19 protein-coding genes are annotated in these 25,870 nt (G+C 71.4%); 6 read left to right on the top strand and 13 right to left on the bottom strand.

Annotation, left to right across the window (positions count from 1 at the left end; all coding sequences use genetic code 11):
- Positions 1 to 59 precede the first annotated feature (59 nt).
- Complete coding sequence (locus ACZ7MX_RS32950; RefSeq protein WP_472137478.1) at positions 60 to 767, bottom strand: TetR/AcrR family transcriptional regulator; 708 nt, start codon at positions 765 to 767, stop codon at positions 60 to 62.
- Between the two features lie 340 nt (positions 768 to 1,107).
- Here ACZ7MX_RS32950 and ACZ7MX_RS32945 point away from each other — a divergent pair, with 340 nt between their 5' ends.
- The 4 genes from ACZ7MX_RS32945 (at position 1,108) to ACZ7MX_RS32930 (ending at position 5,309) form a co-directional block, all read left to right on the top strand.
- The gene (locus tag ACZ7MX_RS32945) at positions 1,108 to 2,073 is read left to right on the top strand and encodes a tetratricopeptide repeat protein (RefSeq protein ID WP_472137476.1); all 966 of its coding nucleotides are present in this window, start codon (positions 1,108 to 1,110) and stop codon (positions 2,071 to 2,073) included.
- A gap of 629 nt (positions 2,074 to 2,702) precedes the next feature.
- Positions 2,703 to 3,320, top strand: coding sequence for a DUF6230 family protein (locus ACZ7MX_RS32940; protein WP_030415642.1), 618 nt, complete (start codon positions 2,703 to 2,705; stop codon positions 3,318 to 3,320).
- A gap of 137 nt (positions 3,321 to 3,457) precedes the next feature.
- Complete coding sequence (locus ACZ7MX_RS32935; protein ID WP_472137474.1) at positions 3,458 to 4,009, top strand: DUF6114 domain-containing protein; 552 nt, start codon at positions 3,458 to 3,460, stop codon at positions 4,007 to 4,009.
- 88 nt (positions 4,010 to 4,097) lie between these two features.
- Positions 4,098 to 5,309, top strand: a complete 1,212-nt coding sequence (locus ACZ7MX_RS32930; RefSeq protein WP_472137472.1) for a hypothetical protein — start codon at positions 4,098 to 4,100, stop codon at positions 5,307 to 5,309.
- A 103-nt stretch (positions 5,310 to 5,412) separates the two neighbouring features.
- Here the strand turns inward: ACZ7MX_RS32930 and pyk are convergent, their stop codons facing one another.
- From pyk to pta, 3 genes are all read right to left on the bottom strand, one after another.
- Positions 5,413 to 6,840 carry a pyruvate kinase gene (gene pyk, locus ACZ7MX_RS32925; protein ID WP_030415645.1) on the bottom strand — a complete coding sequence of 476 codons (1,428 nt, stop codon included), beginning with the start codon at positions 6,838 to 6,840 and terminating at the stop codon, positions 5,413 to 5,415.
- A gap of 61 nt (positions 6,841 to 6,901) precedes the next feature.
- The gene (locus ACZ7MX_RS32920; protein ID WP_472137470.1) at positions 6,902 to 8,137 is read right to left on the bottom strand and encodes an acetate kinase; all 1,236 of its coding nucleotides are present in this window, start codon (positions 8,135 to 8,137) and stop codon (positions 6,902 to 6,904) included.
- Positions 8,138 to 8,177: 40 nt separating this feature from the next.
- Positions 8,178 to 10,271 (bottom strand): phosphate acetyltransferase, encoded by a 2,094-nt coding sequence (pta, locus tag ACZ7MX_RS32915; protein WP_472137468.1) that lies wholly within the window; start codon positions 10,269 to 10,271, stop codon positions 8,178 to 8,180.
- A 231-nt stretch (positions 10,272 to 10,502) separates the two neighbouring features.
- On the opposite strand from pta, the gene ACZ7MX_RS32910 reads away from it, so the two are divergent.
- Positions 10,503 to 11,528, top strand: coding sequence for an ATP-dependent 6-phosphofructokinase (locus ACZ7MX_RS32910; RefSeq protein WP_472137467.1), 1,026 nt, complete (start codon positions 10,503 to 10,505; stop codon positions 11,526 to 11,528).
- Positions 11,529 to 11,606: 78 nt separating this feature from the next.
- Here the strand turns inward: ACZ7MX_RS32910 and ACZ7MX_RS32905 are convergent, their stop codons facing one another.
- The 8 genes from ACZ7MX_RS32905 to ACZ7MX_RS32870 all read right to left on the bottom strand — a co-directional run bounded on the left by ACZ7MX_RS32905 (position 11,607) and on the right by ACZ7MX_RS32870 (position 21,757).
- On the bottom strand, positions 11,607 to 14,159 hold the full coding sequence (locus ACZ7MX_RS32905; protein ID WP_472137465.1) for an ABC transporter permease: 2,553 nt from the start codon (positions 14,157 to 14,159) through the stop codon (positions 11,607 to 11,609).
- A gap of 101 nt (positions 14,160 to 14,260) precedes the next feature.
- Positions 14,261 to 15,061, bottom strand: coding sequence for an ABC transporter ATP-binding protein (locus tag ACZ7MX_RS32900; protein WP_472137464.1), 801 nt, complete (start codon positions 15,059 to 15,061; stop codon positions 14,261 to 14,263).
- 235 nt (positions 15,062 to 15,296) lie between these two features.
- On the bottom strand, positions 15,297 to 15,920 hold the full coding sequence (locus ACZ7MX_RS32895; protein WP_472137515.1) for a helix-turn-helix domain-containing protein: 624 nt from the start codon (positions 15,918 to 15,920) through the stop codon (positions 15,297 to 15,299).
- Between the two features lie 240 nt (positions 15,921 to 16,160).
- Positions 16,161 to 16,997, bottom strand: coding sequence for a carbohydrate ABC transporter permease (locus ACZ7MX_RS32890; protein ID WP_472137462.1), 837 nt, complete (start codon positions 16,995 to 16,997; stop codon positions 16,161 to 16,163).
- A 4-nt stretch (positions 16,998 to 17,001) separates the two neighbouring features.
- The gene (locus tag ACZ7MX_RS32885) at positions 17,002 to 17,922 is read right to left on the bottom strand and encodes a carbohydrate ABC transporter permease (RefSeq protein ID WP_472137460.1); all 921 of its coding nucleotides are present in this window, start codon (positions 17,920 to 17,922) and stop codon (positions 17,002 to 17,004) included.
- Positions 17,919 to 19,283 carry an extracellular solute-binding protein gene (locus ACZ7MX_RS32880; RefSeq protein WP_472137458.1) on the bottom strand — a complete coding sequence of 455 codons (1,365 nt, stop codon included), beginning with the start codon at positions 19,281 to 19,283 and terminating at the stop codon, positions 17,919 to 17,921. The genes ACZ7MX_RS32885 and ACZ7MX_RS32880 overlap by 4 nt, the downstream gene beginning before the upstream one ends.
- 88 nt (positions 19,284 to 19,371) lie before the next feature.
- On the bottom strand, positions 19,372 to 20,052 hold the full coding sequence (locus ACZ7MX_RS32875) for a response regulator (RefSeq protein WP_030811718.1): 681 nt from the start codon (positions 20,050 to 20,052) through the stop codon (positions 19,372 to 19,374).
- 46 nt (positions 20,053 to 20,098) lie between these two features.
- Positions 20,099 to 21,757 carry a sensor histidine kinase gene (locus ACZ7MX_RS32870; RefSeq protein ID WP_472137456.1) on the bottom strand — a complete coding sequence of 553 codons (1,659 nt, stop codon included), beginning with the start codon at positions 21,755 to 21,757 and terminating at the stop codon, positions 20,099 to 20,101.
- A gap of 146 nt (positions 21,758 to 21,903) precedes the next feature.
- On the opposite strand from ACZ7MX_RS32870, the gene ACZ7MX_RS32865 reads away from it, so the two are divergent.
- Positions 21,904 to 23,319 (top strand): cation:dicarboxylate symporter family transporter, encoded by a 1,416-nt coding sequence (locus ACZ7MX_RS32865; protein ID WP_472137454.1) that lies wholly within the window; start codon positions 21,904 to 21,906, stop codon positions 23,317 to 23,319.
- Positions 23,320 to 23,413: 94 nt separating this feature from the next.
- Here the strand turns inward: ACZ7MX_RS32865 and glgB are convergent, their stop codons facing one another.
- Positions 23,414 to 25,864, bottom strand: a complete 2,451-nt coding sequence (gene glgB / locus ACZ7MX_RS32860; RefSeq protein WP_472137452.1) for a 1,4-alpha-glucan branching enzyme — start codon at positions 25,862 to 25,864, stop codon at positions 23,414 to 23,416.
- Between the last annotated feature and the right edge of the window lie 6 nt (positions 25,865 to 25,870).

Below are 25,870 nucleotides of genomic sequence, written 5' to 3'. Positions count from 1 at the left end.
CCCCGCGTCTCCGGCTTCGCGTCTCCCGGCTCCGCGTCCCTTCGTTGCACGTCCGCCTGCTACGGGTCCCGCTGCCGCTCCGCGTTCTCCGCGTCCCGCTGTTCCGCGGTCGCGGCGGTCCGGCCGGTCTGACCGTCCAGGCCGGCCAGTCCGCCGAGGAAGAGGGCGGTGAAGTCCCGTCCCCAGTCGGCGTCCACCGGTTCGCCGCTGACCAGGGTGCGGTGCACGATCGCGCCGGCGATCACGTCGAAGATCAGGTCCATGGTGCGGGCGGCGGTCCGCGCGCCGTCCTCGCCGGGGGTGTCGGCCGGCAGTTCGCCGCGTTCCTGGGCCCGCGCCCGGCCCAGCAGGACCAGGCGCTTCTGGCGGTCGACGATGGCCGAGCGGATCCGTTCGTGCAGCGCCTCGTCGGTGGTGGACTCGGCGACCACGGCCATCAGGGCCGTCTTGGTCTCGGGCCGGGCCAGCAGCGCGCCGAACTGCAGCACCACGCCCTCGATGTCGGCCCGCAGGGAGCCCCGGTCGGGGAGTTCGAGCTCGTCGAAGAGGACCGCCACGGCGTCCACGACGAGCTCGTTCTTGTTGGCCCAGCGGCGGTAGAGCGTCGTCTTGGCGACTCCGGCGCGGGCCGCCACCGCGCTCATGGTCAGTCCTCCCCAGCCGAGGTCGACGAGTGCGGCACGGGTGGCGCTGAGGATCGCGTGGCCGGTCTCGGCGCTGCGCGGGCGGCCCGTGCGGCCCTTCCTCGGGCTGGCGGAGTGGTGCATGCGGGCGACCATACCGGCCAGTACGGGCCGGGGCGGGGCGGCTCGTGAGGGAGATCACGGAGCGCGGGGCCGGAACCGGTTGTCGCGCAGGGGCGACGGCGAGTTACGCTACGACCCGTAGCGTAAGACTGGTATCCCTCCTTCGGGTGCGGATCCGTCATGGGCGACAACCACCGGCCTGGGTGGGGACCCGAGGCCATGTGTACGGCCCTTGAGGCCGACCGCACCACCGAGTACCACCCCGGCTGTCCGGCAGCCGGAAACGCTGACCACGTCGACCGACCGCACCGCTTTCCGGATCGCTTTCCGGAACGGGCCGCCCAGGGGGGAGGATGGACCCATGCAGCCACGCAACATGTCCATGAGTGGAGTCGTCGACCTCGCAGCGGTGAAGGCGGCCGGGGAAGCGAAGCAGAAGGCCGAGCAGGCGCGCGCCGAGGCCGCCCGTACGGGCCGGGCGCCGGCCGGCGGGGCCCGCCTGGTGTACGACGTCGACGAGGCCGGGTTCCAGCAGGACGTCCTGCAGCGCTCCACCGAGGTCCCGGTGGTCATCGACTTCTGGGCCGAGTGGTGCGAGCCGTGCAAGCAGCTGGGTCCGCTGCTGGAGCGCCTCGCGAACGAGTACGCCGGTGCGTTCGTCCTGGCGAAGATCGACGTCGACGCCAACCAGATGCTGTTCCAGCAGTTCGGGGTGCAGGGCATCCCGGCGGTCTTCGCGGTGGTCGCCGGGCAGCCGATCCCGCTGTTCCAGGGCGCGGCCCCGGAGGCGCAGATCCGGCAGGTGCTGGACCAGCTGGTGCAGGCCGCCGAGCAGCAGTTCGGCATCGTCGGCGGTCCGGTCGACGCGCAGGCCGCGGCCGAACAGCCGGCCCCCGCGCCCGCGCCGGGTCCGTACGACGCGCTGCTGGAGGCCGCCAGCCAGGCGCTGGACGCCGGTGATCTGGGCGGCGCCGTCCAGGCGTACAAGAACGTCCTCTCCGACGACCCGGCCAACCCGGAGGCCAAGCTCGGCCTCGCGCAGGCCGAACTCCTGCAGCGGGTGCAGGACCTGGATCCGCAGGCGGTGCGCAAGGAGGCCGCGGAAAACCCGGCCGACGTGCCGGCGCAGATCCGCGCCGCGGACCTGGACCTGGTCGGCGGGCATGTCGAGGACGCCTTCGGCCGGCTGGTCGAGACGGTGCGGCGGACCGCCGGGGACGACCGGGAGGCCGCGCGGCTCCGGCTGTTGGAGCTGTTCGAGGTCATCGGTGCGGAGGATCCGCGGGTGACGGCGGCGCGTACCGCGCTCGCCCGGGTGCTGTTCTGACCCGCTGTCCTACGAGGCGTCCGCTTCTGACCAGGCGTCCGCTTCTGACCTGTACGCCCTACGCGAGTTGACCAAACAAACGAAGCAGCGGCCACGTTTTACCTAAACTTGGTAAACGTGGCCGCTGTTACTTGGAGTAAGTCAAAGCGACCCCCTTGCGGCAGTGTGTCCGCAATTGCGCGATGTCTCTTCGCGGTGAGTGGCGACCGTCCGTGGCGAGCTGATGCCGGTCGGTCGTCACGTGGTTATCAGCCCGTTACCCGCAAGTAACGAGCCCCTTGTGTACGGGCCGTGAATGGACCACGATCGGCCACGCTCGGTCCATTCCCCCAGCCCGGCATCCGGTCGGCGCGACGGGGCACTTGGGTCCCCACCGAGTGGTCGGCGGCAGTGGCGCCGGCCGTGGACAGGGGGGTCTCTGCCCCTTCGGTAGAGCCTGTCCAAGGAGGTTGCGCGAGAGCGTGGCCAGTGGTTGTCGCTCGGGGGTGATCGCCGGTATTCGGAACACGATGTGCCTCCGAGACGGGCGCTCTCCTTCCCGAGGACGTAGCACTTCTCCCATCCCAGGTACCGCCGTCCCAACTCGGGCGGCAGGCACCGGAGATGTACGTCCGAGAAGGAGGAAAGTCATGGAGTCCCTGGCTCGTGGCGGGACCAGATGGAAGCGGTTCGCCGTTGTCATGGTGCCGAGCGTGGCGGCGACCGCCGCGATCGGTGTCGCCCTGTCGCAGGGTGCCCTTGCGGCGTCGTTCAGTGTGTCCGGCCAGCAGTTCAAGGTCACTACGGACCGGCTGGACGGCACCGGCTTCGTCCAGTACGGAGCCATTGACGCCCAGAAGGGCGGCAAGGCTGTCCCGGTGGCGGTCTCGGCGTTCTCCAACGCCAAGATCAAGAACCTGTGCCAGTCGGTGGTCGTTCCGGTCCCGGTCTTCGGCGATGTGTCGCTGAAGCTGTCGGCCGGTGGCGGCAGCACGCCGGTGGAGGCGAAGAACCTCTACATCGACCTCGATCAGCTGGACGCGGACGCGACCTTCAACAACATCAACATCGGTGTTGCTGCGGGATCGACGTCCAAGGGCCCCGGCATTCAGAAGGGCGACAAGACCGACCCGGGCTCGTTCGCCCAGGAGGCCGACTCGGCCGTACTCACCCACGTCAAGCAGACGGCGTGGGCCACGACGGCCGGCACCTTCAAGCTCAGCGGCCTGAAGATGAGTGTCGCCAAGGGCAAGAACGAGTGCTACTGACGCACTGAGCGTACGGGCGCGGGGCCTCACGCCAGTGCGGTGGCCCACGCCGTTCCCCGTGCCCGTACGCCGGGTAGCGCTTGGTAGACATCTCAGCTCAGAACCACCGATTTGCCAGTCCCGAGGAGCTGTACGACATGAGCGCCGAAACGCGACCAAGGCTGATCGAGTCCGTCGGCCGGAAGCGGATTTCGTTCCGGGAGTGGCGCGGACACCGCCCGTTCTGGGGCGGGTTGCTGACTCTGCTGGCCGGCCTCCCGATCATGTACCTCCCCTACGCGAACCTCACGCTCGGTTCCCTGACCGTCCGCATGTCCACCACCGCCGGCGCCGGCTCGCTGATCATCGGCGTTCTGCTGGTCGTGCTCGGGCTGACCATGTGGTTCCAGCCGGCCTCGCGGGTCTTCGCCGGTGTGGCGGCGATCCTGCTGGCCCTGGTCTCCATCGTCGTCTCGAACTTCGGCGGTCTCGTGGTCGGCTTCCTGATGGGGCTGATCGGCGGTGGCCTGGGCGTCGCCTGGGCACCGGGCACGCCGGAGAAGAACGGGGACGACGCGGGTGAGCCGGTCCGCAACGTCGCCGGGCCGGTGGTCGCGACGGACCCCGCCCGCGGGTCGGGCAACGGACTGGACGACCTGTCAGGAACGAGCCCGATCAACGGAATGAACGGGAGGCACCGTGCCGGGTGACGAGCTGCATGAGGAGAACGCAGCCGCCGGGGCGAGAACCGGGCCGAGGCACGCGGCGCCGAAAAAGCCGCTGCTGACTCGGCTCCACGTGCCCGCGGGCAAGGCGATCGCGATCGCCGCCATGCCGTCCGCCGTCCTCATGGGCATGGGGCTGACGCCCCAGATGGCGATCGCCAAGCCGGCGCCGCCCAAGAGCCCCTTCAAGGACGGGCCGTGCGTCACTGCTCCGGACAAGGTGGACGGGCAGGACGGCAAGAAGGCCAAGGGCGGCGCGAAGGACAAGAAGGCCGACGGACCGGCGAAGGACGACAGCACGCCGTCCGCCAAGCCCTCCGCCTCGCCGTCGCCCTCGGCCGGCAAGCAGGCGGACACGACACCCGAGGCCACGCCGTCCGGCTCCGCCTCGAAGACCGGCGAGCCCTCGGGCTCCGCGACCCCGTCGCCGTCGGCCTCCGAGGAGAAGAAGGACGACGGGGGTCTGCTGGGCGGGATCGGCGACGCGCTCGGCGGTCTCCTCGGCGGGGGCTCGTCGGACGACGACAAGGCGTCCGCCTCGCCGAGCACGACTCCGTCCCCCTCGGCCTCGGCGTCGAAGGAGTCCACGTCCGGCGACGCGGCCAAGGACACCGCGTCCGGCGACAACAAGGCCACCGACCCGGTCAAGGAGACCGTCGACGGCCTCACGGACGGCGCCAAGCGGGCCGGTGACCTCAAGAACGGGTCGAAGACGGTCAACGACACCGTGCACGGCGCGGTGGGCACGGCCGACAACGCCCTGCCCGGCGGCGGTCTGGACGGCAAGGACGCCGACGGCAAGAAGTCGTACCCCTGCGTCGTCGAGAACAAGCAGAAGGGCAAGGACGAGCAGACGCCCGTCACACTGCCCGACGACCCCTGGCACCTGGAGTCCAGCGGTCTGACCCTGCGCGGTCTCAACTACGAGGGCGTCGTCAACGTCACCACGCAGAGCGGCCACACCAAGCAGGCCCTGAAGTTCACCGCGGACAGCGTGGACATCGGCGACCTGCACCAGATCGTGGACGACAAGGCGTCCGGCAAGCACTACCACGTCCGGTCGACGCCCCACTCCAAGTCCACGATCACCGGCGGCAAGGTGACCATGTACACCGAGCGGCTGCAGGCCAACCTCTTCGGGCTGATCCCGATCGTCTTCGATCCGGAGCACCCGCCGCCGCTCAACATCTCCTACGCGTACTTCACCAAGGTGAAGCTCGACCAGGCGGGCCAGTTCGGCGGCAACCTCACCGTCCCGGGCATGAACGTGTCCATCGAGGACTGACCGGGAACACCACCCGGCCGGAACGTTCCGGGAGCCGCGGAAACGGCGGTGGGCCGCCCCTCCCAAGAGGGGCGGCCCACCGCCGTTTCGTCGTACGGGAGCGTCAGCCGCGTCCGCCGCCGAGGTGGTGCACCCGGACCATGTTGGTGGTGCCGGGGACGCCGGGGGGCGAACCGGCGGTGATGATCATGGTGTCGCCCTCGCTGTAGCGCTGGAGCTTGAGCAGCTCGGCGTCCACCAGGTCGACCATGGCATCGGTGTTGTCGACGTGCTCCACCACGAAGCTGTCCACGCCCCAGCTGAGCGTGAGCTGGTTGCGGGTGGAGACGTCGGTGGTGAAGGCCAGGATCGGCTGGACCGCGCGGTAGCGGGACAGCCGGCGGGCGGTGTCACCGGACTTGGTGAAGGCCACCAGCGCCTTGCCGTTGAGGAAGTCGGCCATCTCGGCGGCCGCACGGGCCACCGAACCACCCTGCGTACGCGGCTTCTTGCCGGGCACCAGCGGCTGCAGGCCCTTGGAGAGCAGCTCCTCCTCGGCCGCCTCGACGATCTTCGACATCGTCTTGACGGTCTCGATCGGGTACTGGCCGACCGAGGACTCCGCGGAGAGCATGACCGCGTCGGCGCCGTCAAGGATGGCGTTGGCGACGTCGGACGCCTCGGCGCGGGTCGGCCGGGAGTTGGTGATCATCGACTCCATCATCTGGGTCGCGACGATCACCGGCTTGGCGTTCCGGCGGCACAGCTCCACCAGGCGCTTCTGCACCATCGGGACCTTCTCCAGCGGGTACTCCACCGCCAGGTCGCCACGGGCGACCATGACGGCGTCGAAGGCCATCACGACCTCCTCCATGTTGGCCACCGCCTGCGGCTTCTCCACCTTGGCGATGACCGGCACCCGGCGGCCCACCTGGTCCATGACGCGGTGCACGTCCTGCACGTCCTTGGCGTCCCGGACGAAGGACAGCGCGACCATGTCGCAGCCCATCTTCAGGGCGAACTTCAGGTCCTCGATGTCCTTCTCGGACAGCGCGGGGACGTTCACCGCGGCGCCGGGCAGGTTGATGCCCTTGTGGTCGGAGATGACCCCGCCCTCGATGACGATGGTGCGCACCTGCGGGCCGTCGACCTCGACGACCTGGAGCGCGACGTTGCCGTCGTTGATCAGGACCGGGTCGCCCTTGGAGACGTCACCGGGCAGGCCCTTGTAGGTCGTGCCGCAGATGGTCTTGTCGCCGGGGACGTCCTCGGTGGTGATGACGAACTCGTCGCCGCGCACCAGCTCCACCGGGCCGTCGGCGAAGGTCTCCAGACGGATCTTGGGGCCCTGGAGGTCGGCCAGCACGCCGATGGCGCGGCCGGTCTCCTCCTGGGCCTTGCGGAGTCGGTGGTACCGCTCCTCGTGCTCCGAGTGGGTCCCGTGGCTCATGTTGAAACGGGCCACATTCATACCGGCCTCGATCAGCGTCTTCAGCTGCTCGAAGGAGTCGACGGCGGGGCCCAGGGTGCAGACGATTTTGGAACGGCGCATGGCTTGGATCCTATCGGTTTGTTTCAGAGCGGAATATTCCGGTAGGCGAAAACACCAACGTCTAGGCGTTGACCAGGGCGTATGTCTGCTGGGCGATCTCCAGTTCCTCGTCGGTGGGCACCACGGCGACCGCGACCCGGGCGTACTCGGGCGAGATCAGCCGCGGCTCGCCGGAGCGTACGGCGTTCAGCGAGGCGTCCACGGCCAGCCCCATCTCTTCCAGGCCGGCGACGGCGGCCTCGCGCACCGGGGCGGCGTTCTCGCCGACGCCCGCGGTGAAGGCCACCGCGTCGACCTTGCCGAGCACCGCGCTGTAGGCGCCGATGTACTTCTTCAGCCGGTGGATGTAGATGTCGAAGGCGAGCCGGGCCCGCTCGTCGCCCTCGTCGATCCGGCGGCGGATCTCCCGCATGTCGTTGTCGCCGCAGAGCCCGACCAGCCCGCTCTTCTTGTTGAGCAGCGCGTCGATCTCGTCCGTCGACATCCCCGCCACCCGCTTGAGGTGGAAGGTCACCGCCGGGTCGATGTCGCCGGACCGGGTGCCCATGACCAGCCCCTCCAGCGGCGTCAGGCCCATCGAGGTGTCCACGCAGCGGCCGCCGGCCACCGCCGAGGCGGAGGCGCCGTTGCCCAGGTGCAGCACGATGACGTTGACCTCGGAGGGGTCCTTGCCCAGCAGCTCGGCGGTCTTGCGGGAGACGTACGCGTGCGAGGTGCCGTGGAAGCCGTACCGGCGGATGCGGTGGGCGTCGGCGGTCGCCACGTCGATGGCGTAACGGGCCGCGTGCTCCGGCATCGTGGTGTGGAAGGCGGTGTCGAAGACGGCGACCTGCGGCAGGTCGGGGCGGAGCGCCCGGGCGGTCCGGATGCCGGTGATGTTCGCCGGGTTGTGCAGCGGGGCGACCGGCACCAGCCGTTCGATCTCCGCCAGCACCGCGTCGTCGATCACGGTCGGCGCGGTGAACTTCAGCCCGCCGTGCACCACCCGGTGCCCGATCGCGGCCAGTTCGGGGGAGTCCAGGCCGAGGCCGTCGGCGGCCAGCTCCGCGGCGACGGCCTTCAGCGCGGCGTCGTGGTCGGCTATCGCGCCCTCGGTCTCCCGCTTCTCGCCGCCGGCCGCCAGCGGGGTGTGCACCAGGCGCGAGCTCTCTTCACCGATCCGCTCGACGAGCCCGACGGCGAGCCGGGTGCCCGCGGCGGAGCCGCTGTCCGGCTCCGCGGCCATGTCGAGCAGCTGGTACTTCACCGACGAGGAGCCGGAGTTGAGGACGAGGACGCGGGTGGCAGTGGCAGACATCTGGTGCTTTCCGGTGGGTTGCGGGAAGGGTTCGGCGGGTTCAGGCGGTGGGTCCGGCGCCGGGCCGGGCACCCTGCGCCTGGATGGCGGTGATCGCGACGGTGTTGACGATGTCCTGGACCAGCGCACCGCGCGAGAGGTCGTTGACCGGCTTGCGCAGGCCCTGCAGGACCGGGCCGACGGCGACCGCACCGGCCGAGCGCTGCACGGCCTTGTAGGTGTTGTTGCCGGTGTTGAGGTCCGGGAAGATCAGCACGGTCGCCTTGCCGGCCACGTCGGATTCCGGCAGCTTGGTCCGCGCGACCGCCGCGTCCACCGCCGCGTCGTACTGGATCGGGCCCTCGACCTTGAGGTCGGGACGGAGCTCCCGGACCAGCTCGGTGGCCTTGCGGACCTTGTCGACGTCCGCGCCGGAGCCGGAGGTGCCGGTGGAGTACGACAGCATCGCGATCCGCGGCTCGACGCCGAACTGGGCCGCGGTGGTGGCCGACTGGATGGCGATGTCGGCCAGCTGCTCGGCGTTCGGGTCCGGGTTGACCGCGCAGTCGCCGTAGACCAGCACCCGGTCGGCCAGGCACATGAAGAACACCGACGAGACGATCTGCGCGTTCGGCTTGGTCTTGATGATCTCGAAGGCCGGGCGGATGGTCGCCGCGGTGGAGTGCACCGCACCGGAGACCATACCGTCGGCCAGGCCCTCCTGGACCATCAGCGTGCCGAAGTAGGAGACGTCGGCGACCACGTCGTAGGCCAGCTCATAACTGACGCCCTTGTGGGCGCGCGCCTTCGCGTACAGCTCGGCGAACCGCTCGCGCAGCTCGGAGGTCTGCGGGTCGATGATCTGGGCGTCCGCCAGGTCGATGGCCAGGTCGGCGGCGCGCTTGCGGATCGCCTCCTCCTCGCCCAGCAGCGTCAGGTCGCACACGTCGCGGCGCAGCAGCACGTCGGCGGCGCGCAGCACCCGCTCCTCGGTGCCCTCGGGGAGGACGACCCGGCGGCGGGCGGACCGGGAGCGCTCGATCAGCTCGTGCTCGAACATCATCGGGGTGACCCGGCCGGAGCGGGCCACCGAGATCCGGTCGGTCAGCTCGACGGTGTCCACGTGCCGCTCGAAGAGGCCCAGCGCGGTCTCCGCCTTGCGCGGCGAGGCGGCGTTGAGCTTGCCCTCGATGGCGAACAGCTCGGCGGCGGTCGGGAAGGAGCCGCCCGGTACGGAGACCACCGGGGTGCCGGGGGCGAGCCGGCCGGCCAGCGCCATGATGTCGGGGCCGGGCCGTTCGTCGAGGGTGAGCAGCACGCCGGCGATCGGCGGGGCCCCGGCGCTGTGCGCGGCGAGCGAGCCGATGACCAGGTCGGCCCGGTCCCCGGGGGTCACCACGAGGCAGCCGGGGGTGAGGGCCGGCAGGAAGGTCGGCAGCATGGCGCCGCCGAAGACGAAGTCGCGGGCGTCCCGGGCCAGGCCGGAGTCGTCGCCCAGGAGTATCTCGGCACCGAGGGTGTGCACGATCTGGCCGACGGTCGGCGCGGAGAGCGAGCCGTCCTCGGGGAGCGCGTAGCAGGGCACCGGCAGCCGGGCGGCGAGCCGCTCGACGACCGCCTCGCGCAGTTCGGGGGCCACCCGGTTGACGATCACGGAGACCACGTCGCAGCCCAGTGACTGGAAGGCGCGGTAGGCGTTGCGGGCCTCGGCGCGGACCGACTCGGCCTCCTGGCCCTGGCCGCCGACGACGGCGATCAGCGAGGCGCCGAATTCGTTGGCCAGCCGGGCGTTCAGGCTCAGCTCGTCGGGCAGGCTGGTGTCGGCGTAGTCGGAGCCGAGGACCAGGACGTACTCGTAGTCGCGGGCCACCGCGTGGAAGCGGTCGACGAGGTGGGAGACCAGCTCGTCGGTGCCGCGCTCGGCCTGGAGCGCGGCGGCCTCGTCGTAGCCCATGCCGTATACGGTCTCGGGGGACTGGGCGAGCCGGTAGCGGGCCCGCAGCAGGTCGAAGAGGCGGTCCGGTCCGTCGTGGACCAGCGGGCGGAAGACCCCCACCCGGTCGACATGGCGGGTCAGGAGTTCCATGACTCCCAGCTCGACGACCTGGCGGCCGTCGCCGCGGTCGATACCGGTCACGTATACGCTGCGCGTCACGCGTGCTCTCCGTCCATTCCGTGGGGCGCAAGGTCAAAATTGGCCGTTATGGTGGGCTTGCCCCTCTTGACAATACCTGCGCGTGTGGCTAGGTCGCCCCTCCAGTTTCCCTTGAGGGGGCCGGGCGGGGACAGTAGGGGTGGGGTCGATGTGTGCGGCCGGGACCCGTCGGGCCCGTGAAACAATCGGACCGGCTCAGGAACCCACAGCGAGCACAGGAGACACAGCACGATGCGTATCGGAGTCCTCACCGCAGGCGGCGACTGCCCCGGCCTGAACGCTGTGATCCGGTCCGTCGTCCACCGCGCCCTCACCGGCCACGGCGACGAGGTCATAGGTTTCGAGGACGGCTTCGCCGGCCTGCTCGACGGCCGCTTCCGCAAGCTGGACCTGGAGGCGGTCAGCGGCATCCTCGCCCGCGGCGGCACCATCCTCGGCTCTTCCCGGCTGGAGCGCGCCCGGCTGCAAGAGGCCTGCGAGGACGCCAAGGACCACTCCAAGGACTACGGCATCGACGTCCTGATCCCGATCGGCGGCGAGGGCACCCTCACCGCGGCCCGGATGCTGTCGGACGCCGGACTGCCCGTCGTCGGCGTCCCCAAGACCATCGACAACGACATCTCCTCCACCGACCGCACCTTCGGCTTCGACACCGCCGTCGGCGTGGCCACCGAGGCCATCGACCGCCTCAAGACCACCGCGGAGTCCCACCAGCGGGTCATGGTCGTCGAGGTGATGGGCCGGCACGCCGGCTGGATCGCGCTGGAGTCCGGGATGGCCGGCGGCGCGCACGCCATCTGCCTGCCCGAGCGCCCCTTCGACCCGGCCGACCTGTGCGCGATGGTCGAGGAGCGGTTCGCCCGCGGCAAGAAGTTCGCGGTCATCTGCGTCGCCGAGGGCGCACACCCGGCGCCGGGAACCATGGACTACGGCAAGGGCGCCATCGACCAGTTCGGCCACGAGCGCTTCCAGGGCATCGGCACCGCCCTCGCCCGCGAGCTGGAGCACCGCCTCGGCAAGGAGGCCCGGCCGGTCATCCTCGGTCACGTCCAGCGCGGCGGCACCCCGACCGCCTACGACCGGGTGCTCGCCACCCGCTTCGGCTGGCACGCCGTCGAGGCCGCGCACCGCGGTGACTTCGGCAGGATGACCGCACTGCGCGGCACGGACATCACGATGGTGCCGCTGGCCGACGCGATCACCGAGCTCAAGACCGTGCCGGGCTGGCGGATGGACGAGGCCGAGTCGGTCTTCTGATCCCCGAGCCGTACCGCGTACGACGGCGGCGCGCCTCCCCTCGGTCGAGGGAAGGCGCGCCGCCGTTCGTCCGCGCGGTCACTCCGCGCCGATCGCCTCCAGCATGTTCAGCCGGGCGGCCCGGCGGGCCGGCCACACCGCCGCCAGCACGCCCACGACCAGCGCGATCAGCAGGAACAGCCCGAGCCTGCCCCAGGGCAGCAGCAGCTGGTAGGTGGGGAGACCGTGGCCGAGCATGGTGCCGGCGGCCCAGGAGAGGAAGACCCCCAGGCCGATTCCCAGGCCCGCGCCGAACAGCGCGATGACCACCGACTCCAGCCGGACCATCTGCTTGATGCCGCTGCGGGCCAGTCCGATCGCCCGCAGCATCCCGATCTCACGGGTCCGCTCGAAGACCGACATGGCGAGGGTGTTGACGACACCCACCACCGCGATGACGACGGACATGCCCAGCAGCCCGTAGGAGATGTAGAGCACCGTGTTGACGTTCCCGGCGCTCTCCTTGCGCAGGTCGGCGCGGTCCTGGACCTTCAGCAGCGGGCTGTCGCCGAGCGCGTGCCGGATCGGCGCCGAAAGCCCGTCCGTGCGGCCGTCCTCGGCCTTGACCAGCAGCTCGTCGTTCAGCGGCCGGTCCAGGTGCGGATCGACCACCGAGGTGGCGCCGATCGAGTCGCCGAGCACCTCGTTGTCCGCGTAGATTCCGGTGATCCGCAGCTTGGTCCTCTTGTCGTCGGGGAACGTGGCATCGAGGGTGTCGCCGGGGTGCCAGCCCTTCTTCTTGGCCATGTCCTGGGAGACCGCGATGCCGTCGGTTCCGGCGTGCGGCAACGAGCCGCCGACGAAGTCCAGTTGGGCGACCTTGCCGATCGTGGTGAGGTCGGTGCCGATCAGACTCATGGAGTAGGTGGCCGACCGGATGCCCGTGCGGCGCAGCGGGGCCATCGCCTCGACGCCGGGGATGTCCGCCACCTTCTGCGACCGCGCGGTGTCCAGGCCGGTGTACGTCGAGGTGGTGATCTTGAGGTCGGCGGTCAGCCCCTTGGCCGCCATCTCGTCCATGGCCTGCTGCGTGGAGATCCCGACGACCGTCATGCCGGTCATCAGGGTGAGGCCGATCATCAGCGCCGAGGCGGTCGCCGCCGTGCGGCGGGGGTTGCGCAGCGCGTTCTCCTTGGCCAGCTTGCCGCTGACGCCGAAGAGCCGGGTGGTGACGACGCCCGCCAGCGAGACCAGGGGCCGCGACAGCAGCGGCGCGAGGATGATGACGCCGGTCAGCGTCACCAGCGAGCCCGCCATCGCGGTCGTCAGGTCGTCGACGGACGTCAGGGTGCGGACGTAGAACATGATCGCGACACCGACGCCGGTGATGACCGCGCCGAGGGAGTTGCGGATCACCAGGCTGCGCGGTGCCGGCGGCGCCTCGACGGTGTTGAGCGCCTCCACCGGGGCGATCTTCGCGGCCTTGCGGGACGGCAGCCAGGCGGCCAGTACGGTCACCACGACGCCCACGCCGAGTGCGGAGAGCACCGCGGTCGGGCTGATGACGACCGGTCCGTTCGGGAAGCCCGCGCCGTTGGCGTTGAGCACCGCCCGCAGGCTCACCGCGAGCCCCAGGCCCAGCGCGAGACCGATGGCCGAGGAGATCAGCCCCAGCAGGGCCGCCTCGGCGAGGACCGAACGGACCACCTGCCGGCGGGAGGCGCCGACCGCGCGCAGCAGGGCGATCTCCCGGCTGCGCTGGGAGATCAGCATGGTGAAGGTGTTGGCGATGATGAAGACGCCGATGAACAGCGCGATCCCGGCGAAGGCCAGCAGCGTCTGGGACAGGGAATTGTTCTTCTCGGCGATCATCGTGGACTGCTCGCTGGCGAGCGTGGCACCGCTGGTCGCCTCGGCGCGGTCCTTGGGCAGGATCTCGCGGACCTTCGCGGTCAGTGCCTGCTGATCGGCGCCGGGCGCGGCGCCCACCACCAGCTCGCCGAACTGACCGGGGTGCAGATACAGCTTCTGCGCGGTGGCGGTGTCGAAGAGGGCGAGGCTGCCGCCCGCGGTCACCTGCGGATCGTCGGTGGTCACGATGCCGACCAGCTTCTTGGTCAGCGCCGGGCCGTCGATGGCGAACTTCACGGAGTCGCCGAGCTTGTGGCCGGACGCCTTCGCGGTGGCCTCGTCCAGCGCGATCTCGTTCGCGGCGGCCGGTCCGCGGCCCTGCTTCAGCGGGTAGCGGGGGTCGTGGCCGTCCTTGTCCGGCTGGAAGTTGGCGGCGAGGTTCTGCCAGCTGTCGCCGATCGGTGCGCCGTCCGGGCCGGCGACGGTGGCCGTGCCGGTGACGTTGCGCCGCACGGACGTCACGCCGGGCAGGGCGCGGATGCGGTCCGCCAGCTTGTCGTCGAGGAGGGTGGTCCGTTTGCCGTCCTTGCCGGTGACCGGCGCCTTGGGGTCGGGGACGTCCTGGACGGAGACGGCCACCCCGTCGAGGTTTCTGGCGGAGGCCTTCTTGATGGCCTCGCCGACGGTGTCGCTGAAGATGAGGGTGCCGGCGACGAAGGCGACGCCGAGCAGCACCGCGAGCGCGGTCATCATCAATCGGGCTTTGTGCGCAAGGAGGTTGCGCAGGGCGGTACGCAGCATGGTGGTGGTGTCAGTCCTGGTCCGGTGGCGGGGGAGGAAGGGCTGCGCCCGGAGGCGCGGCAGGGGCGGGACGGGCCCGCGTCGGCTCGTCCGGCCCTCGGTCAGCTCGTCCGGCCCTTGGCGTCGAACAGCCGCATCCGGTCGAGCACCGAGTCCGCGGTCGGTTCGTGCAGCTCCTCGACGACCCGGCCGTCGGCCAGGAAGACCACCCGGTCCGCATAGCCGGCCGCGACCGGGTCGTGGGTGACCATCACCACGGTCTGTTCCATCGCCCGCACCGACTCGCGCAGGAAGCCCAGCACCTCGGCGCCGGAGCGGGAGTCGAGGTTGCCGGTCGGCTCGTCGGCGAAGATGATCTCCGGCCGGGCGGCCAGCGCCCGGGCCACCGCGACCCGCTGCTGCTGGCCGCCGGAGAGCTGGGCCGGCCGGTGCGCCAGCCGCCCGCCCAGCCCGACGGTCTCGATGACCGCGCTGACCCACTCCTGGTCGGGCTTGCGGCCCGCGATGTCCATGGGGAGGGTGATGTTCTCCAGCGCGGTGAGGGTGGGCAGCAGGTTGAACGCCTGGAAGATGAAGCCGATCTTGTCGCGGCGCAGCCGGGTCAGCTGCTTGTCGTTGAGCGAGCCCAGCTCGACGTCCCCGATCCGGGCCGAACCGTCGGAGATCTTGTCCAGGCCGGCCATGCAGTGCATCAGCGTGGACTTGCCGGAGCCGGACGGGCCCATGATCGCGGTGAACCGGGCCTTGCCGAACTCCACGGAGACGGAGTCCAGCGCCACCACCCGGGTCTCCCCCTGGCCGTAGACCTTGCTCAGGTCGGTGGCGCGGGCGGCGACGGCGCCGGTGGTGCGGGTGGGTGCGAACGAGCCGGGAAGGCCCGGGACGGCGGCCGGGTGGGACACGGGGACTCCTGGGAGAGGATGGAAAATTCGACCTCCCCATCCTCGACGGCGCAGGTCAGCGCGGTCGTCGGCCCCAGGGACCGAAAGCCGGGCCGATCGGAAGAGTGACGGCGGGGTCCGGCGTCCTCCTCTGGGGGGACGGCCCTACGACCTGGGACCGACGGGATCCCTCGGGGTTGCCCGGCCGCCGCCGTGCCGCGGCCGTGCGCCTCACCTCCCCCTCGGCCGTGCGAGGTCAGGGCAGATCGCCGACCCGGGCCCAGAACTCGGCCAGGATCTCGTCGAGGAAGGCGCGCCCCGCCCTGCCCGACTCCCCGGTCCCGTCGCCGCCGCCCCAGTTGAGCGTGGCCGCCATCGATGCCTGGTAGTCGGTGTGCAGCGCTTGCAGGACCTCCTGGATCCGCTGCTTGGGCAGCGGGACGAGCTTGCCGACCGGCCGGACGTACGCCTGCCAGCGGGTGGTGGCGGCGCTGGTCAGCAGCCCGGCGAGCCTGGCGTCCTGGCCGGTGAAGCGGAGCAGCGCGGGCAGCGGCAGGTCCAGCGCCTCGGCCAGCGCGGCGGCCTGCCGCTCGGTGCCGCCCCACTTCCCGCCCGCCTCCAGGCGTGCGTACGCGGCCGGGTCCATGCCGATCCGCAGGGCGAGCGCGTCCGGTGCCAGGCCGGCGGCGAGGCGGTACTCGCGCAAGGTGCCGGGGGCGCCCAGCAGTTCGCCCGGCGCACACCACAGGGCGCCGGCGAGTGCGGTCAGTTCGGATTCCGTAGGGGCGCTTTCCCCCAATTCCCAGGACGCCACCGTGGCCGGGGACACCGGAATTCCATAAGCGGCGCGAATTCCGTAGGCGACATGGGCAGGGGTCATGCCGAGGGCCTCGCGGAGCCGGCGTGCGGCGGTGGCGTCGAAAGGGGGCCTGCGCGGCTCCCCGGCGTGCGTGTTCACCGGTACACGGTAAGTGACGAGGTGACTTCGCACCTATCGTGTGGAAATCCAAGGATGAAAGTCGTAGGAACCTCCTAGCCGGTCGGTTTTTCCCGGCAGGGGCGTGAAGATTTCCGGCCGATCGGTCGCTCACCAGCGCCGACCCGGCCCACCGCTCCTTCACTACCCCTTCACGGCGCCGCCCAGTGCGAAACCCCCGCCGAGTCGGCGGGAAATGAGGACGTACAGCAGCACCACGGGTGTCGAGTAAAGGAGAGAGAATGCCGCGAGTTCGCCGAACGCGATGGCCCCGTAATTGCCGAAGAAATTGAAAATGCTGACCGAGGCGGGCAGTTGCTCCGGGGAGAGTAGCAGCATGAACGGCACGAAGAAATTGCCCCACATCATGATGAAGGTGTAGATGGCGACCACCGCGAGTCCGGGGCCCATCAGCGGCAGGATCACCCGCAGCAGGGTCTGCCGCCACGACGCGCCGTCCGTCCATGCCGCCTCCTCCAGCGCCCGCGGCACCCCGTCCATGAAGTTCTTCATCAGCCAGACGGCGAACGGGAGTTGGGCCGCGGCCAGGAACAGTGCGGTGCCGTAGCGGGTGTCGATCAGATTGATCTGCACGAACAGCCCGTACACCGGCACCATCACCGCGGTGATCGGCAGACACGTCGAGAACAGGATGGTCAGCAGGTACGGGCGGGCGAAGCGGGAGCGGAAGCGGGACAGCGGATAGGCGGCCAGCGCCGCGCAGACCACGGTGAGCAGGGTGGCGCCGCCGCAGATCAGCAGGCTGTTGAGCATCGGCGTGAAGGTGATCTCGTCGGTCAGCACCGCCGAGAAGTTCCCCAGCGTGGGCGGCGTGGGCGGCCGCACCCGCAGCGTGGCGTGCGCGTCCAGCGATGCCAGTACCAGCCACAGCAGCGGCACGGCGAACGCCACCGCGACGGCCAGCAGCCCGGCGTCGGCGGCCAGCCGGCGGACGGCCCGCCGGGGCAGGGGCAGCGGCACGGCCTCAGACCTCCTCGCGCATCAGGCGCAGCCAGCCGGCCGCGAACACCGCGCCCACCAGCAGCAACAGCAGCGCCACCGCGGTGCCGTAGCCGATCAGCGACTTCAGGAACGCCTGGTCGTACATGAACACCGGCAGCGTCTGGCTGCGGTTGCCCGGGCCGCCCCGGGTCATCGCCCAGATCAGCCCGAAGACGGAGAGCGTCTGCAGGGTGTTGAGCATCAGGTTCGTGCCGATGGAGCGGCGGATCATCGGCAGCGTGATGTGCCACAGCCGGCGCAGCCCGCCCGCGCCGTCCACCTCGGCGGACTCGGTGACCTCCGGCGGGATCCCGGACAGCGCCGCGGAGTAGATCAGCATCGAGAACGCCGTACCGCGCCAGACGTTGGCGAACGACACCGCCAGGATCGGCAGCGTGAACAGCCAGTTCTGGGTGGGCAGCTGGAGCCAGGACAGCACCGCGTTCAGGGTGCCGCGCCGCTCGAAGAACGTGTACAACAGGAAGCCGGCGACGATCTCCGGGAGCACCCAGGCGGTGATCACCACGGCGCCGGTCAGCACCCGTACGGGACGTGAGGCGCGCCGCATCAGACCGGCCAGCGCCAGGCCGAGGGTGTTCTGCCCGAGGATCGAGGAGACCACCGTGAACACCAGCGTCAGCACCACCGCGTTGCGGAACCCCGGATCGCCGAACGCCCGCCGGAAGTTGGCCAGGCCCACGAAGGACGCCGACTCCTGGCCGGTCAGCTGGGTGTCGGTGAAGGCGAGGTAGACGCAGTAGGCGATCGGGCCGGCCAGGAAGAGCAGCAGCAGGACGGTGGCCGGGAGCAGCGGGGACCAGCGCAGCAGCCGGGTGCGGACCGGGACGGCCCGCGGCGTACGGGCGGGGGCGGCGGTCCGGGCGCCGGCGACGGTGCCGGTCACGGCCGGGCGACGGTCCGGCCGTCCACGAGCGCACCGAGGCCCTCGTCGTAGTCCTTGGCGGCCTCGGCCGGGGAGGCGTCGTCGGCGGTGACCGCCTCCATCGCCTCCCCGATCGCCGCCGCGACCTTCGGGTACTCGGGCAGCGCGGGACGGAAGTGGCTGACCTTCACCAGCGAGGTGAAGAAGCCGATGCCGGGGACGGACCTCAGATAGCGCGGATCGGCCGCGACGTCCTTCCGCACGGAGATCTGCGCACCCCGTACGCACCACTCCAGGGCGTTCGCCCTCGACTGGAAGGTCTGGATCAACTTCCAGGCAAGATCGGGCTGTTGGGCCCGCCGCGGTATCGACCAGGTCCAGCCGCCGGCCAGGCTCACCGTGCCCGGCGGGTCACCGTGCCGGGTGGGGAACGGCGCCTGGCCCAGCGTCGTCGACCACTGCGGCCAGGGATTGCCGCCGCCGGTCTTCTGCCACTGCTGGCCCAGCCACGAGCCGTCCAGATCGATCGCCAGCTTCTCCTCGGGGAGCAGCTCGGCGGCCACATTGGTCTGGATGTTGGGGCTGAGGGCGTCGGAGACGTCGGGGCCGAGCTTCTCCTTGTAGACGGTGTCGATGAAGGACAGGCTGTCCCGGAAGCCCTTGCTGCCGGTGACCCACTTCTTGGCCCGCGGGTCGTACAGCGGGTCCTGCCCCGTGCCGTACAGCAGCATCTCGAAGCCCTGCATCACGGCCGCCTCGCCCGCGCCCTTGCCGGTGAAGACGTTCAGCGGGATCACCCCGGGGACCTTCTTCTTGATCGTCCGGGCCGCGGCCAGCACCTCGTCCCAGGTCCTCGGCCGCCAGTTCGCCGGCAGCCCGGCCCGGCGGAAGATCTTCTTGTTGAACCACAGCCCGCGGGTGTCCGTACCGTCCGGGACGCCGTACGTCTTCCCGTCCTGCCCCCGGGCCGCGGCCTTCGCGGCCGGCTCGAACTGCCGCCAGTCGGCCCAGCCCTTCACCTGCGCGTCCAGCGGCCGCAGCAGCCCCGCCTTGATGTCGGAGTTGACCAGGAAGGTGTCCTCGTAGACCAGGTCCGGGGCGGTCCTGGGGGAGCGCATCATCTGCTGGATCTTGGTGTAGTAGTCGTTCTCCGACGCCTGGATCGGGATCAGCCGGACCTTCTTGCCCGGGTTGTCCTTCTCGAACTGCCGGGCCACCAGGCGGACGTAGTCGTCCCGGACCGTGACCTTGGCGTTGGTGTCCTTGATGAAGGCGACCTTGACGGTGTCCTTGTCGCTCCCGGACCCACTGCCGCAGCCGGTGAGCGTCCCGGCGGCGACGACGGCGGCGGCGAGCAGAATCAGCGGAGCGGTGGGGCGCACGGCAGACCTCCTGCGGGACCACGGTCAACTCACGGTCAACTCACCATGGTGTGCTGCCCGCTGAACGTAAGTCACCGGTCACAGCGGGTCAATGGCCCGACCAGCGGTAGCGCAATTCGGGCCGGCCGACCTGGCCGTACTGCGGGGCGCGGACCGCCCGGCCGCCGTCCACCAGATGCTCCAGATAGCGGCGCGCGGTGATCCGGGAAATGCCCACGTCGGCGGCGGCCTCGGCCGCGGTCAGCCCGCGCTCGGCGGCCCGCAGCACATCGGTCACCGCCCGCAGGGTGGCCGCGGTCAGCCCCTTGGGCAGCGCGGCCGGCCGCGGGGCGCGCAGCGCGGCGATCGCCCGGTCCACCTCGTCCTGCCCGCTGGCCTCCCCGCTCGTGGCGCGGAACTCGGCGTACCGGGTGAGCCGGTCCCGCAGCGTGGCGAAGGTGAACGGCTTCAGCACGTACTGCACCACCCCCAGCGAGACGCCCTCCCGGACCATCGTCAGATCGCGGGCCGAGGTGACCGCGATGATGTCGGCGCCGTGCCCGGCCGCGCGCAGCGTCCGCACCAGCTGCAGCCCGTGCCCGTCGGGCAGATACAGGTCCAGCAGCAGCAGATCGACCGGGTGCTGGTCGAGGTGGCGGCGGGCGTCGCCCATGGAGTGCGCGGTGCCGGACACGGTGAAGCCGGGCACCCGCCCGACGTACAGCGCGTGCGCGTCGGCGGCCACCGGATCGTCCTCGACGACCAGCACCCGGATGTCGGAGGGTCTCACCACCGCCCACCTCCCTCGGCCGGGCCGGCCGGCCCGCATACCCGGATCATGCCGTCGCCCCGGTCCGCAGCGGCAGCCGTACGGTGAACCGCGCGCCGCCCTCCGCCGCCCGCTCCAGGGTCACGGTGCCGCCGTTGCGCCGCACCGCCTGCCGCACCAGGGCCAGCCCCAGCCCGCGGCCGGCCGCCCCCTGCTTGGTGCTCCAGCCCCGCCGGAAGATCTCCTCGGCGGCCTCCGCGGCCACCCCCGGCCCGTTGTCCGCCACCCGCAGCAGCAGCTCGCCGCCGTCCGCGCGGGCGCTGACCCGCACCTGCGGCGGCTCGGCCGGGGCGTGCTCCGGGCCCGGGGCCGCGGCGTCGATGGCGTTGTCGAGGAGGTTGCCCAGCACGGTCACCAGGTCCCGGGCCGGCAGCCCGGGCGGCAGCACCCCGTCGTCGATCCGGCTGTCCGGCGTCAGCGTCAGCTCCACCCCGCGCTCGTTGGCCTGGGCGGCCTTGCCCAGCAGCAGTGCGGCCAGCACCGGCTCGGCGACCGCCCCGACGACCTGGTCGGTCAGCGCCTGCGCCAGTTCCAGCTCGGCGGTGGCGAACGTCACCGCCTCCTCGGCCCGGCCCAGCTCGATCAGCGAGACCACGGTGTGCAGCCGGTTGGCGGCCTCGTGCGCCTGCGAACGCAGTGCTTCCGCGAAGCCCCGCACCGAGTCCAACTCGCCGGAGAGCGCCTGCAGTTCGGTGTGGTCCCGCAGGGTGACGACGCTGCCGCGCTGCTCGCCGCCGGAGACCGGCGCGGAGTTGACCACCAGCACCCGGTCGCGGGTCAGATGCAGCTCGTCGACCCGCGGCCCGGACGCCAGCAGCGCCTCGGTCAGCGGCTCCGGCAGCCCCAGCTCGGTCACCGCCCGGCCCACCGCGTCCCCGGAAAGGCCCAGCAGCTCCCGCCCGCCGTCGTTGATGAGCGCGACCCGGCGCCGCCCGTCCAGCATCAGCAGCCCCTCGCGCACGGCGTGCAGCGCCGCCTGGTGGTAGTCGTGCATCCGGCCGAGTTCCTGGGCGTTCATGCCGTGGGTGTGCCGGCGCAGCCGGGCGTTGATCACGTACGTGCCCGCACCGCCCAGCACCAGCGCCGCCGCGGCCACCCCGACCACCGCGAGCACCTGCTCGCGCAGCTGCCGGCTGATCGTCTTGATCGTGATCCCCGAGCTGACCAGCGCGGTGATCCGGCCGCCGGCCTGCGGATCGCGGACCGGGGCGACCACCCGCACGGACGGGCCGAGCACGCCCAGGTGCGTCTCCGGGAAGATCCGGCCGTGCAGCGCCGGGCCGATGTGCCCCAGGTACTTCCCGCCGATCGCGGACGGCTGCGGATGCGTCCAGCGCGTCCCGTCCGGAGCCATCACCACCACGAAGTCCACCCCCGCGTCCCGCCGCAGCCGCTCGGCGTACGGCTGCAGCGTGGCCGTGGGGTTCTTGGTGCGGGCCGCCGCCACCACGGCCGGGGAGTCGGCCACGGCGGTGGCCGCCGCGGTCGCCTGCCGCCGCGCCGTCTCCTCCGCCTGCCGCCCGGCACTGAGGTACGCGAACACGGCGCAGCCCACCACGACCACCGCGACCAGCACCACCTGCATGGCGAAGAGCTGGCCGGCCAGACTGCGCGGACCGCGCAGCCGGCCGGGCCACCGGGGCCCGCGGTATCGGGGGAGTCGCATACGGAACAGTCTGCCGGGTCACTTTTGCGTGAACGAAATGCACGTAAGGGTGACGGGCGCCACACCGGCCCTGCATAGTCACCGGGACTCGTTGAGCGCCGGAGCCGCAGATCGGGCGCAGGACCGTAGACCGTCAGGAGGCAGCCGTGGCTGCACAGACCCCACCGTCCGGGGTGACCACCGAGGAAGCCGCGCCGGTGAAGCGGGACCGGACCCACTTCCTCTACATCGCCGTGATCGGGGCGGTGCTCCTCGGCATCATCGTGGGCTTCGCCGCCCCCGGTGTCGCCGTCGAGCTCAAGCCGCTCGGTACCGGGTTCGTGAACCTGATCAAGATGATGATCTCGCCCGTCATCTTCTGCACCATCGTGCTGGGCGTCGGCTCGGTCCGTAAGGCCGCCAAGGTCGGCGCGGTGGGCGGACTGGCCCTCGGCTACTTCATGGTGATGTCCACCGTCGCGCTGGCCATCGGCCTGGTCGTCGGGAACGTCCTGGAGCCCGGCTCCGGGCTGCACCTGACCGAGTCCGTACGGCACGCGGGCCACGCGCAGACCTCCGGCAGCGCCGAATCGCTGCCCGACTTCCTGCTCGGCATGATCCCCAAGACGCTGGTCTCGGCCTTCACCCAGGGCGAGGTGCTGCAGACCCTGCTGGTGGCGCTGCTGGTCGGCTTCGCCCTGCAGGCACTGGGCTCGGCGGGCGAGCCGGTGCTGCGCGGTGTCGGGCACCTGCAGAAGCTGGTCTTCCGGGTCCTGGCCATGATCATGTGGGCGGCGCCGGTGGGTGCCTTCGGCGCGATGGCGGCGGTGGTCGGCGAGACCGGCCTGGACGCGCTGAAGTCGCTGGCCATCATCATGGCCGGCTTCTACCTCACCTGCCTGGTCTTCGTGATCGTGGTGCTCGGCGCGTTGCTCCGGCTGGTCGCCGGGATCAACATCTTCCTGCTGCTGAAGTACCTCGCCCGGGAGTTCCTGCTGATCCTGTCGACGTCCTCCTCGGAGTCGGCGCTGCCCCGGCTGATCGCGAAGATGGAGCACCTGGGCGTCAGCAAGCCGGTGGTCGGCATCACCGTCCCGACCGGCTACAGCTTCAACCTCGACGGCACCGCGATCTACCTGACGATGTCCTCGCTGTTCGTGGCCGAGGCGATGGGCAAGCCGCTCTCGCTCGGACAGCAGGTCTCCCTGCTGGTCTTCATGATCATCGCGTCCAAGGGGGCCGCCGGCGTCACCGGCGCGGGGCTGGCCACGCTGGCCGGCGGGCTGCAGTCGCACCGCCCCGAACTGGTCGACGGCGTCGGCCTGATCGTCGGCATCGACCGCTTCATGAGCGAGGCCCGGGCGCTGACCAACTTCGCGGGCAACGCGGTCGCCACCGTGCTCATCGGGACCTGGACCAAGGAGATCGACACGGGCCGGGCGGCCGAGGTGCTGGCCGGCCGGATCCCGTTCGACGAGAAGACGCTGTCCGTCGACGCGCACGGCCCGGCCGCGGAACCGGCGCCGCCCGCCGTGGTCGCCGGCCCCCGGGACGGCGGTTCGAAGGAGTCCGCCACGGTCTGAGCACCCGGCCGCGGGAGACGCCCGGCCGCGAGGAGGGGAGAAGGGGCGGGACGCCGGTCGCGGCGCCCGCCCCTTCGGTGGCCGGCCGGAACGCCTACGCCGGCCGGAGCCAGATCGTGGCCAGCGGCGGCAGCACCAGCGAGACGGAACTGGTCCGCCCGTTCCAGGGGACCGTTTCCGTCTTCAGCGGATCGGGGTTGCCCACACCGCTGCCGCCGTAGCGCGGTGCGTCGGTGTTGAGCACCTCGCGCCAGGCCGGGACGTCGTCCGGGACGCCGGTCCGGTACGCGTGCCGGACGACCGGCGAGAAGTTGCTGACCGACACCAGCGGCGCACCGTCGGCGGCGAAACGGAGGAACGAGAAGACGTTGTCCTCGCGCGCGTCCCCGTCGATCCACTGGAAACCGGCCGGTTCGGTGTCCCGCTCCCACAGCGCCGGGGTCGCGACGTAGTGCCGGTTCAGGTCCCGGACCAGATCGCGCACGCCCCGGTGGTCCGGCTCGGCCTCGTACGACGGGTCGAGCAGCCACCAGTCCGGGCCGTGGCTCTCCGCCCACTCCGCGCCCTGCGCGAACTCCTGCCCCATGAAGAGGAGTTGCTTGCCCGGGTGGGCCCACATGAAGCCCAGGTACGCCCGGTGGTTGGCGCGCTGCTGCCACCAGTCCCCGGGCATCTTCGACACCAGCGCCTGCTTGCCGTGCACCACCTCGTCGTGCGAGATCGGCAGCACGTAGTTCTCGGAGTAGGCGTAGATCATCGAGAAGGTCATCTCGCCGTGGTGGTACTTGCGGTGCACCGGCTCCTTGGAGACGTAGCCGAGCGAGTCGTGCATCCAGCCCATGTTCCACTTCAGGCCGAAGCCCAGACCGCCGAAGCCGCCGGGCCCGACGTGGTGGGTGGCCCGGGTGACGCCGTCCCAGGCGGTGGACTCCTCGGCGATGGTGACGACACCGGGGCAGCGCCGGTAGACCGTGGCGTTCATCTCCTGGAGGAAGGCGACCGCGTCGAGGTTCTCCCGGCCGCCGTTGACGTTCGGGGTCCAGCCGCCGTCCTCGCGGGAGTAGTCGAGGTAGAGCATCGAGGCGACCGCGTCCACCCGCAGCCCGTCGATGTGGAACTCCTCGCACCAGTACACCGCGTTGGCCACCAGGAAGTTGCGGACCTCCGTGCGGCCGTAGTCGAATTCCAGGGTGCCCCAGTCGGGGTGCGCGGCCCGGGACGGGTCCTGCGGCTCGTACAGCGGCCGCCCGTCGAACTCCGCCAGCGCCCAGTCGTCGCGCGGGAAGTGCGCCGGCACCCAGTCCATCAGCACGCCGATGCCTGCCCGGTGCAGGGCGTCGATCAGGAACTTGAAGTCGTCGGGCGTGCCCATCCTGGCCGTGGGCGCGTAGAAGCCGGTCACCTGGTAGCCCCAGGACCCGCCGAAGGGGTGCTCGGCGACCGGCATGAACTCGACGTGGGTGAAGCCCAGGTCCTTGACGTAGGCGGGCAGCTGCGCGGCGAGCTGCCGGTAGGTGAGGCCGGGGCGCCAGGACGCCAGGTGCACCTCGTAGACCGAGAACGGTGCCTGATGGACCGGCCGTCGGCCGCGGTGCGCCATCCAGTCGTCGTCCTGCCAGCGGTGGTGCGAGGTGTGCACGACCGAGGCGGTGGCGGGCGGGCACTCGGTCCGCCGGGCCATCGGGTCGGCGCGTACCGTCCGCGAGCCGTCCGGCCGGGTGATCTCGAACTTGTACAGCTCACCCTCGCCGAGACCCGGCAGGAACAGCTCCCAGACACCGGAGGATCCCAGCGACCGCATCGGGTGGCCGGCGCCGTCCCAGTAGTTGAAGTTGCCGACGACCCGGACGCCCTGCGCGTTGGGCGCCCACACGGTGAAGCGGGTGCCGGTCACGCCCTGGTGGTCCATGACGTGGGCGCCCAGCGCCTGCCAGAGCTGCTCGTGCCGGCCCTCGCCGAACAGGTGCAGGTCGAGTTCGCCCAGCGCGGGCAGGAAGCGGTACGGGTCGTGCACGGTCGCGGAGCTCTCGCCGTAGTCGACCAGCAGCCGGTACTCCGGGACGGTGCGCAGCGGCAGCACACCGGCGAACAGCCCGTCGCCCTCGGAGTGCAGTTCGGCGCGCAGCCCGTCCGCCAGGACGGTGACGCCGCGCGCGAGGGGCCGCAGCGTACGGACGAGCAGTCCGCCGCGCACCGGGTGGGCGCCGAGCAGCGCGTGCGGGTCGTGGTGCGCGCCGGCCAGCAGCCGGCCGCGGTCCTCGTCCGACAGCGGGGTGGCGGGCCGTACGCCGCGGCTGCCGCTGCCCGGCCGGGCAGCGGCGGGCTGCCGCGCCGTACCGGCCGTGGTCCCGGCCGCCCGGTCGGGCCCGGCGGCCGCCTCCCGGGGCGCGGGCGGACGGGTGCCGGACGCCGGGGCGCCGGGGCTGCCGGGGGCCGCGGTCCCGGTGCCGGGGGCGGCGGCCCCGGTCGCGCTCTCGGCGGCCCTGTCCGGCGTGGATGCGGGGTCGGGAGGGGTGGGGCGGGACGGCGGTGGGGCGGCGGTCACGGGCGG

This window comes from Streptomyces sp. NPDC107765, from assembly GCF_055657085.1.
This window is presented reverse-complemented; position numbering and strand designations above follow the sequence as displayed.

What these genes read in the sequence shown, in the direction of transcription:
- ACZ7MX_RS32950 (WP_472137478.1), bottom strand. Translation starts at nt 767, where the DNA reads ATGCACCACTCCGCCAGCCCGAGGAAGGGCCGCACGGGCCGCCCGCGC.
- ACZ7MX_RS32945 (WP_472137476.1), top strand. Translation starts at nt 1,108, where the DNA reads ATGCAGCCACGCAACATGTCCATGAGTGGAGTCGTCGACCTCGCAGCG.
- ACZ7MX_RS32940 (WP_030415642.1), top strand. Translation starts at nt 2,703, where the DNA reads ATGGAGTCCCTGGCTCGTGGCGGGACCAGATGGAAGCGGTTCGCCGTT.
- ACZ7MX_RS32935 (WP_472137474.1), top strand. Translation starts at nt 3,458, where the DNA reads ATGAGCGCCGAAACGCGACCAAGGCTGATCGAGTCCGTCGGCCGGAAG.
- pyk (WP_030415645.1), bottom strand. Translation starts at nt 6,840, where the DNA reads ATGCGCCGTTCCAAAATCGTCTGCACCCTGGGCCCCGCCGTCGACTCC.
- ACZ7MX_RS32920 (WP_472137470.1), bottom strand. Translation starts at nt 8,137, where the DNA reads ATGTCTGCCACTGCCACCCGCGTCCTCGTCCTCAACTCCGGCTCCTCG.
- ACZ7MX_RS32910 (WP_472137467.1), top strand. Translation starts at nt 10,503, where the DNA reads ATGCGTATCGGAGTCCTCACCGCAGGCGGCGACTGCCCCGGCCTGAAC.
- ACZ7MX_RS32905 (WP_472137465.1), bottom strand. Translation starts at nt 14,159, where the DNA reads ATGCTGCGTACCGCCCTGCGCAACCTCCTTGCGCACAAAGCCCGATTG.
- ACZ7MX_RS32895 (WP_472137515.1), bottom strand. Translation starts at nt 15,920, where the DNA reads ATGACCCCTGCCCATGTCGCCTACGGAATTCGCGCCGCTTATGGAATT.
- ACZ7MX_RS32870 (WP_472137456.1), bottom strand. Translation starts at nt 21,757, where the DNA reads ATGCGACTCCCCCGATACCGCGGGCCCCGGTGGCCCGGCCGGCTGCGC.